Annotated in this window: 8 protein-coding genes; 3 read left to right on the plus strand and 5 right to left on the minus strand. The window is 35.8% G+C overall.

What is annotated here, in order from left to right; all coding sequences use genetic code 11:
* Positions 1-196: 196 nt before the first annotated feature.
* Entirely contained in the window at positions 197-697 is a 501-nt protein-coding gene (locus AC07XN_RS22200) for an energy transducer TonB (RefSeq protein ID WP_309923056.1), read from the plus strand.
* Between the two features lies 1 nt (position 698).
* On the opposite strand, the gene AC07XN_RS22205 is transcribed toward AC07XN_RS22200, so the two are convergent.
* From AC07XN_RS22205 to AC07XN_RS22225, 5 genes are all read right to left on the minus strand, one after another.
* On the minus strand, positions 699-1,085 hold the full coding sequence (locus tag AC07XN_RS22205) for a hypothetical protein (RefSeq protein WP_494744641.1): 387 nt from the start codon (positions 1,083-1,085) through the stop codon (positions 699-701).
* Between the two features lie 112 nt (positions 1,086-1,197).
* On the minus strand, positions 1,198-2,343 hold the full coding sequence (locus AC07XN_RS22210; protein ID WP_494744642.1) for a methionine aminotransferase: 1,146 nt from the start codon (positions 2,341-2,343) through the stop codon (positions 1,198-1,200).
* 164 nt (positions 2,344-2,507) lie between these two features.
* Positions 2,508-3,641 (minus strand): N-acetylglucosamine-6-phosphate deacetylase, encoded by a 1,134-nt coding sequence (nagA, locus tag AC07XN_RS22215; RefSeq protein ID WP_494744643.1) that lies wholly within the window; start codon positions 3,639-3,641, stop codon positions 2,508-2,510.
* Between the two features lie 25 nt (positions 3,642-3,666).
* A complete protein-coding gene (locus tag AC07XN_RS22220) occupies positions 3,667-4,521 on the minus strand; it encodes a YybH family protein (RefSeq protein ID WP_494744644.1) in 855 nt (284 codons plus the stop codon).
* A 3-nt stretch (positions 4,522-4,524) separates the two neighbouring features.
* The gene (locus tag AC07XN_RS22225; RefSeq protein ID WP_494744645.1) at positions 4,525-6,183 is read right to left on the minus strand and encodes an amidase; all 1,659 of its coding nucleotides are present in this window, start codon (positions 6,181-6,183) and stop codon (positions 4,525-4,527) included.
* A gap of 139 nt (positions 6,184-6,322) precedes the next feature.
* Here AC07XN_RS22225 and AC07XN_RS22230 point away from each other — a divergent pair, with 139 nt between their 5' ends.
* Both AC07XN_RS22230 and AC07XN_RS22235 read left to right on the plus strand, forming a co-directional pair.
* Positions 6,323-6,760, plus strand: a complete 438-nt coding sequence (locus tag AC07XN_RS22230) for a hypothetical protein (protein WP_494744646.1) — start codon at positions 6,323-6,325, stop codon at positions 6,758-6,760.
* A 307-nt stretch (positions 6,761-7,067) separates the two neighbouring features.
* Complete coding sequence (locus tag AC07XN_RS22235; protein ID WP_309923042.1) at positions 7,068-7,577, plus strand: D-glycero-alpha-D-manno-heptose-1,7-bisphosphate 7-phosphatase; 510 nt, start codon at positions 7,068-7,070, stop codon at positions 7,575-7,577.
* The last annotated feature ends 75 nt before the right edge of the window (positions 7,578-7,652 follow it).

Below are 7,652 nucleotides of genomic sequence, written 5' to 3' on the forward strand. Positions count from 1 at the left end.
ATTGGAAACATCAAAAAAATATTTAATTTTGTGCTTTCAATCCTTATCATAAGTTAATAAACTAGATAGACGATAGAGTTTAATTTTCCAGCCTTGAATAATAAATATTATTGGATTGTTTGTTCAGAAAAGTACCATGAGAATTAATAGAAATTAGCCTGTTTTTTAAAATTATAAAATTCCTAAGTAGACGATTATGAAAACCTTTACACTATTGGGATTGGTCCTTTTATTAGGGATTAATAGTGCCCAAGCACAAAAAAGCACCATTTCTTCAGCTCCTTTTTCAGAAAAAGATAAAAATCTTATCGCTAGTGTTTTAGAAACTCATGTAAGTCTTGCCAACAAAAAAGATAGAGATAATCGGTCTTATTTTGAAAATATGACACTTGATTTAGACTCAACCTATTACGAAGTTGAAACGCTTGCAAAATTCTCAGAAAAGAATGATGAACTAAATAAATTTATCTCTCAAAACTTAGTTCGTCCAAGTGATTATAAAGGAGAAACTGTATTAGTGAGATTTAAAGTAGAGCGTTTTGGAGAAATCAGTAAGATTCACGTTTTGGATACAGGTATTTCTCCCACATTGAGTGCTGAGGTAATAAAACTAGTCAAAAAAATGCACAATTGGATTCCTGCTCAGATACATGGAATATCGGTTGCTTCATTTTATGTTTTGCCGATAAAGTTTTAAATTATTCTTCGGGCATTCCTCTTTGAAAATTTACTTCTGTAGCCATGCCCATAGCACTGAACCTCACGGCCATCATTTGTGCAGAAGATTTTTTTTTGATGTCATCACAGTGATTGCCGGGTTCTAAGAAATAAATATAGTATTCTTGGCTACGGTCTGCTAATTGTTGAATATCGGGTTTGCCTAAATAATCATCAATATCGTTTGAGCTTACGCCTTTTATTTCGTCTTTTAAAGATTTTAGTTTTTCAACCATTTTCAATCTGTCGCCTTTACAACCACCACGATCAGCACGCCATTTTTCAAGATCCAGACCAGCTAGTTTAGGCTGTTTGGTACAGGCAATGCAACTAACAAATAGTAATATTATATAAATTGAATTTTTCATGTTTTCGGAAAATCAGTTTAACTTAAAATTTTAACACAATCTAATCACCAGCCCAATTATAAAAAAGTGCAATGCCCATTAATTATCGAAACTTTATAGCCGAGTAGGTTTTTTAAAGTTTCGATAATTTCTCACCAGCCTTCTCTAGTGTTTCATCATCTTTCGCAAAACAGAATCGTAGTATTTTAAAATCATTTTTCTGGTTGTAAAATACAGAAACTGGAATGCTAGCCACACCAATTTCTTTAGTGAGCCTAATCGCTAATTCATAATCGTTTTCATCCGTAATTCTTTCATAATTTACACATTGAAAGAAACTGCCCTTAGCAGGTGTAAAGGTAAAGCGAGAATCTTTAATACAAGCTAAAAACTTATCACGCTTTTCTTGATAGAACGATGGAATTGAAAGATAGTTTTGAGGGTCTTGTAAAAAATCAGCCAAAGCATATTGAATAGGGGTTACCGTAGAGAACGTTAGCCATTGATGTACTTTCCTGAATTCTTCGCTCAATTGTTTAGGAGCTAAACAATAGCCAACTTTCCAGCCAGTAACATGAAATGTTTTCCCAAAAGAGCCACAAATAAAACTTCTTTCTTTTAAAATTGGGTGACGAAGCAAAGACCAATGAGCAAGGCCATCGAAAATAATGTGTTCGTATACTTCATCGCCAATCAGGAAAATATTAGTGTCTTTAATGATTTCAGCTAAACTATTTAAATCTTCTTGTGAAAGAACAGTCCCTGTAGGATTATGAGGCGTGTTTAGGATAATTAATTTCGTTCGTTCATTAATCTTCCCTTTTACAATATTCCAATCAATCTTATAGTCATTTTCTGGAGTCAAGGTCACGTACACAGGAATGCCACCATTTAAAGTAATAGCAGGGGCATAGGAATCATAACAAGGCTCGAGCAAGATAACTTCATCGCCATGATGAACAACTGCTGTTATGGCAGCATACAATGCCTCTGTAGCACCACACACTACGGTTACTTCACTATCTGCGTGATAGTGAACTTGGTACAAATCGCTTACTTTCTGTGCAATTACTTCACGGAGTGCCTGAATACCCGTCATCGGGGCATATTGATTCATCCCTTTTTTAAGGTAATAATTCACTAGTTCTGTTAATGTAGGAGAACAATCAAAATTAGGAAAACCTTGTGATAAGTTCAACGCTCCGTGTTCGGAAGCTAATTTGGACATTACCGTGAAAATAGTAGTACCTGTATTGGGCTGTTTAGAAATCAAATTCATTTTTTACTTGATGCTTTCGGGATTCGGCTTTCGGATGTCAGATTTTATATTAATTATCTTAGGAAGGTTAATCTTTTAATAACTGCATGCTTAGAATTAATAAATTAATTAATAATATCTTCTCCCTTAATTCACTAACTCACAATTCACTCACTCACCATTACCTAAAACCACTCTAAGCAACCATTTTCAACTAATCCTTTAATATTGAGGGAATCATCAAAGATAATCATGTTGGCTTGATAACCATTTTTGATATGTCCTAAAGAATGGTCTAGTGCTAACACTTCTGCGGGATATGTAGAAGCCATCCTGAGGGCTTCTTGTAATGGAATATTTACTTTTTCAACACAGTTGATGACTGCTTGAATCATCGTTAAAGCAGAGCCTGAAAGCGTTCCTTTAGTATCGGTATAATGCGTACCTGCGTGAATAAATTTATAATCGCCCGAAACATCATTCGTTACTGCATCAGTAATGATAAACAGTCTTTTGCCCATTATTTTTTTAGAGATTTTCACACTAGCAAAATCAACATGAATGCCATCAGGAATAATACTTGCCCAAGCCTCAGAATCATAAGTAGCACCTACTAAGCCAGGTTCACGTCCTTGAAAAGCCGACATAGCATTAAATAAATGGGTTACTCTTTTAATTCCCTTGTTGAAAGCATATTTAGCTTGCTGATAAGTAGCAGAGCTATGACCAGCCGCAATTTTAATATCGCTTTGTAAGAGTAAGTCTAATTGTGTATCTGTAAACTCTTCAGGTGCGATGGTCATGTAAGTAGGCAAACCCACGCAAGCCTCAATAATGGTTTTCAGTTCTTCGTCTGTGGGCTTTCTGATAAATTCAGCCACATGTGCACCTCTTTTAGGAAAGCTAAAAAACGGGCCTTCTAAATGTAAACCTGCCAATCCTTGTCCACCGTTTTTGAGATAGCTTTTAGCTACCGCTATCGATTCAAGTATTTTATCAAGCGGTGTTGACGAAAGCGTTATCTGAAAGTGCGTAGTGCCAGATTTACGAATTTCAAGGTAGGTATTATGAATAGTCTCTTCCGTAGTTTTTGAATTAAATAAACTTCCACCACCGCCATAAATCTGAATATCTATTAAAGTAGGAGCAATATTGAAGCCTTTCAAATCAATAAGTTGAATTTCAGGAAAAAGATTGTCTAAGTCTTCAATGTCTTCTTCGTCCAATATTCTTGCAATCTTATTAGCTTCTATCACTAATATTTTATTGTTAAGAATTTCTTCAGAAGTAAATATCTGGCAATTTTTTAAAGCGTACATAATGGGTAAATTGAAATATGCTAAATTAAATACTTACGATTTCTAAGGTGATTTTCCAAACCCCTTTTGCTTCCTGACGCCACATTCTCAGGTAACTTCCCGAGGTGCCTTTTCCCGATACAGTTCCGTAAACACACACTAAATCGCCTGATGCTGAGGCAATCGCCTTTAAGCCAGTATAGATAAGTTTTTTATCATAGCTTTTTTTCAGAAAAGCTCCAGCAGGGTCTTTCCCTACAATTGGCAGTTGGCTATTTCTATAAATCCTAACATTTTGAGATAAATGAGGCTCAAAGGGATTGAGAGCCGTCTTAGCATTTTTCCAAAAGAAATGATCCTGCATAAAAACAAAACGTTCGGCTAAGGTAGCAGGATTTTTTAAATCGGCAGGTTTAAAAACAGGATAATTCTTAACGATTGGTGTGCTTTTATTAGCATTATCTGCATGACCTACGCCAATGTCAACGGCAACTTTCCATGTATCATCGCTTTGTTTTTTCCACAAAGTAACGAAGGTACCAAAACCAAAAGATTTTCCGTCTGCTGTTTTATCATGAATTTGCCAATTACCCGCCGTATAACCCAAATCGGCAGCGCCTGAAATTTCCGCGAAATTAGGTTGCCAAGTTAAAACCTGCTGAAAATCCTGATTTTGCCATTTTTCAAGTCCATTTACTGGCATTCCTTTATCAAAAACTATAGCATCTTTCCCCAAAAAGGATAAAAAAGCATTTTTTGTGCCTTTATCGATAGATGTTTGTGCAAAGGCTTTTTCGCTTTCTATCATTTTCTGTAGCGCCTCTTCTTGCTTAACATCTTGCGAGAAGGTGGCTAAGGGAAAACCCAAAGCCACTGATAAGAACAATTGTTTAAAGTACATATCTTATAATTTAGGATGCTTCAAATGGAAGTCTGTGGCATCTTGATAAATTTTTGCTACTTGTAATAATTTGCCTTCGCCAAATAGTTTACCCATAAATGTAATGCTAGTAGGGCGACCTTCCGCACGAAAACCATTAGGTAATACTACACACGGATGACCAGTAAGATTCGTCATTGTCAAATTTCTACTAGCGAAAGCTGGTGATAAGTAAACGTCAATTCCTTTCAGCCTATTGTTGAATTCTTGAATCAATAAAGTTCTATGACGATTCGCCTGTAAATATTCAACCGCAGGGACGAGTCGGGCTGCTCTAAAAGAAGTTGGCCAAGCATTTTTAACTTGACGAACCATTAAATCATCTTTACCAGAACGTGTCAGTTCATCGAAAGCTGCTGCTGCTTCCACAGTCAACAAAAAACTAATGTCGCTGGATGGTAGGTTTGGCAATTCTAAAGGAATTAATTCTGCTCCCAATTTTTTCATCGTGACCAAGGTAAGTGAATCTTGCGTCTTATTAGGATATTTCCCTTCAAAATCTTTTTTCAAGTAAGCTATTTTAATGCCTTTCAAGTCTTTTTTGTTACCATCAAACTGAAACGGTGCGTTCATAACGCTTTGGTCATGTCCATCTTCTCCAAGAATAGCATTAAATACGATGGCACAGTCTTCAACGGTTCTACAGATTGGCCCAAGTTTGTCCATACTCCAACTTAACGCCATCGCACCCGTGCGAGGTACACGACCGAAAGTAGGACGTAGACCTGTATCTCCACATTCGGAAGAAGGAGAAACAATAGACCCTAACGTTTCAGAACCAATAGCAAAAGGCAATAATCCCGCTGACACTGATGAGGCTGATCCTGCCGAAGAGCCAGAAGAACCACGCTTTAAGTCCCAAGGGTTTTTAGTAGTACCACCAAACCAAACATCACCCATGGCTAATTCACCTAAGGTTAGTTTGGCACATAAAACTGCTCCAGCTTTCTCTAACCGTTGAATAACGGTTGCGTCGTAATCCAAGACTTGGTCTTTGTAGGGTACAGAACCCCACGTGGTTTTATAACCCTTTTTTGCCAATAAATCTTTTGCTCCGTACGGAATGCCGTGTAACAAACCTTTGTATTTTCCAGCAGCTATTTCAGCATCTGCTTGTGAAGCCTGTTTCAAGGCTAAGTCTTCCGTAAGGGTAACTACACACGCTAACTGAAGGTCATACTTTTTCAGCCGTTCTAAAAAGAATTTGGTCAACTCTAATGAAGTAATTTGTTTACTTTGAATTAAAGCAGCCAATTGTCTGACAGAGTAAAAAGCTAACTCATTTTTATCTTTTGGCAAAGTGATTTTTGCAATAGTAGATGCTTTGAAATAGGAAGCACCTTTTTCAAACTCGAATCCTTGGGGTAATGGATTAAAAACTAGGGCAGGAGCCACTTCATTTTTTAGTTCAACCTTTCTGTTTTCTTCAAAATTTTTGCGAGTAGTAGTAAGTTTAGCAAGCATTGAATCTGCTTCTGGCTGAGTAAACTCTAAACCAATAATTTTTTCGGCCTTTTTTACGATATCAATCGTGATGGCTTCATTTTCGAGTGATTTAGTAATAAATGCGCCCAAAGCCATACTTCCGAGACAAAGGGATGCAATCAATAAAGTTTTTTTCATGAAATATTATTTTGTGGGATGAAGTGAGGAAAACAGCATAAGCTAAAGTTCTTAATGATGTTTTTATAAAATTACACTATAAACGAAATCTTTGTTTATTATCTTTGGGAAAAATTGGTAATTCAAAATCCTAAAATTTATGTATGAAATTTTTCAGTTAATCCATAAGACACTTTTCTTTGTCGTAATCATTCTTGGGCTAATCGTTTTAGTACGCGCAGCTATGGGGCTCACGTCAAAAAGTGAATTCACAGACACAGACCGTAAATTGGGTCTTTTCTTCCTTATCTCGAACCATACTCAACTATTAATCGGTTTAGTATTGTATTTGTTCTTGAGTCCGTTTGGGATAAAAGCATTTACAGACTTTGGTTCGGAAGTAATGAAAATTGCTGAATACCGTAAAATTGCTGTTGAACATATCTTGACAAACATCATTGCTATTGCTTTGATTACGGTAGGATATTCAAAGAATAAACGTGCGACTGATGCAATTGTTCGCCATAAAAATGCATTAATTTTCTTTGGCTTAGGCTTGATTTTATTGTTGAGTCGTATTCCTTGGGATAAGCTTTAGTATTGGCTTTCGGCTGTCAGCTTTCAGCTTTCAAATAATCAATTGCTGAAATCCGAAATCCGATGGCTAAAAGCCAAAATCAATAAATTCTTATATTTCTAATAGATTTTTTGTTAAAAACGCAGACTTATCAGAAAGTCTGCGTTTTTTTGTGAAAAATCTGAATACTATTCCATTAGATAAAAAAATAAAACTAATTGTGCAAAAAAATAACAAAATAGTTATATTGTGCTGTAGTTTTAGCTTTGAACCAAATTATCCTGATTTTCAAAGCCGTTTTGTTATCTATTGACTAAATTTATAAGTGATGAAGAAATGTATTTTTTTAGACCGTGATGGCGTATTGAACATAGACCGTGTAGATTATGTGTACCGACTTGAGGATTTGATTATTCCTGATGGCGCCATTGAAGCATTGAAAAGATTTAAAGAAGCAGGCTACTTATTAATTGTTATTACCAATCAATCAGGAATTGCCAAAGGAATTTATACGCGCGAGGATGTCTGGAAATGTCATAACTATTTTCAAGAACAATGTGGGAATCTGTTAGATGATATTTACTTTAGCCCACATCATGAAAAATTTAACTCGGCATCATTGACGCGTAAGCCAGATTCATTAATGATAGAAAAAGCGATTGCTAAATATAAAATAGATAGAGATTCCTCTTGGATGATTGGCGATGCTCATCGTGATATTAAAGCAGGAAAAAAAGCAGGCGTAAAAACGATACATTTAACGGAAAAACCAGAAGAGTCATTTTCAGAGCTAACAACTAGTAATTTGTTAGCAGCAAGTGAATTGGTTTTACAATAAAACATGAGTCATCCCGAATTTTAAAATTGCATAAAAAACGGTCTACAAACTAATTTAGACCGTTTTTTTATGATT

This window comes from Arcicella sp. GW458-12-2-14-TSB2 (genome assembly GCF_059423785.1).

Excerpts from the sequence above, each read along its gene's own strand:
- AC07XN_RS22200 (WP_309923056.1), top strand. The coding sequence starts at position 197 with ATGAAAACCTTTACACTATTGGGATTGGTCCTTTTATTAGGGATTAAT.
- AC07XN_RS22205 (WP_494744641.1), bottom strand. The coding sequence starts at position 1,085 with ATGAAAAATTCAATTTATATAATATTACTATTTGTTAGTTGCATTGCC.
- AC07XN_RS22210 (WP_494744642.1), bottom strand. The coding sequence starts at position 2,343 with ATGAATTTGATTTCTAAACAGCCCAATACAGGTACTACTATTTTCACG.
- nagA (WP_494744643.1), bottom strand. The coding sequence starts at position 3,641 with ATGTACGCTTTAAAAAATTGCCAGATATTTACTTCTGAAGAAATTCTT.
- AC07XN_RS22220 (WP_494744644.1), bottom strand. The coding sequence starts at position 4,521 with ATGTACTTTAAACAATTGTTCTTATCAGTGGCTTTGGGTTTTCCCTTA.
- AC07XN_RS22225 (WP_494744645.1), bottom strand. The coding sequence starts at position 6,183 with ATGAAAAAAACTTTATTGATTGCATCCCTTTGTCTCGGAAGTATGGCT.
- AC07XN_RS22230 (WP_494744646.1), top strand. The coding sequence starts at position 6,323 with ATGTATGAAATTTTTCAGTTAATCCATAAGACACTTTTCTTTGTCGTA.
- AC07XN_RS22235 (WP_309923042.1), top strand. The coding sequence starts at position 7,068 with ATGAAGAAATGTATTTTTTTAGACCGTGATGGCGTATTGAACATAGAC.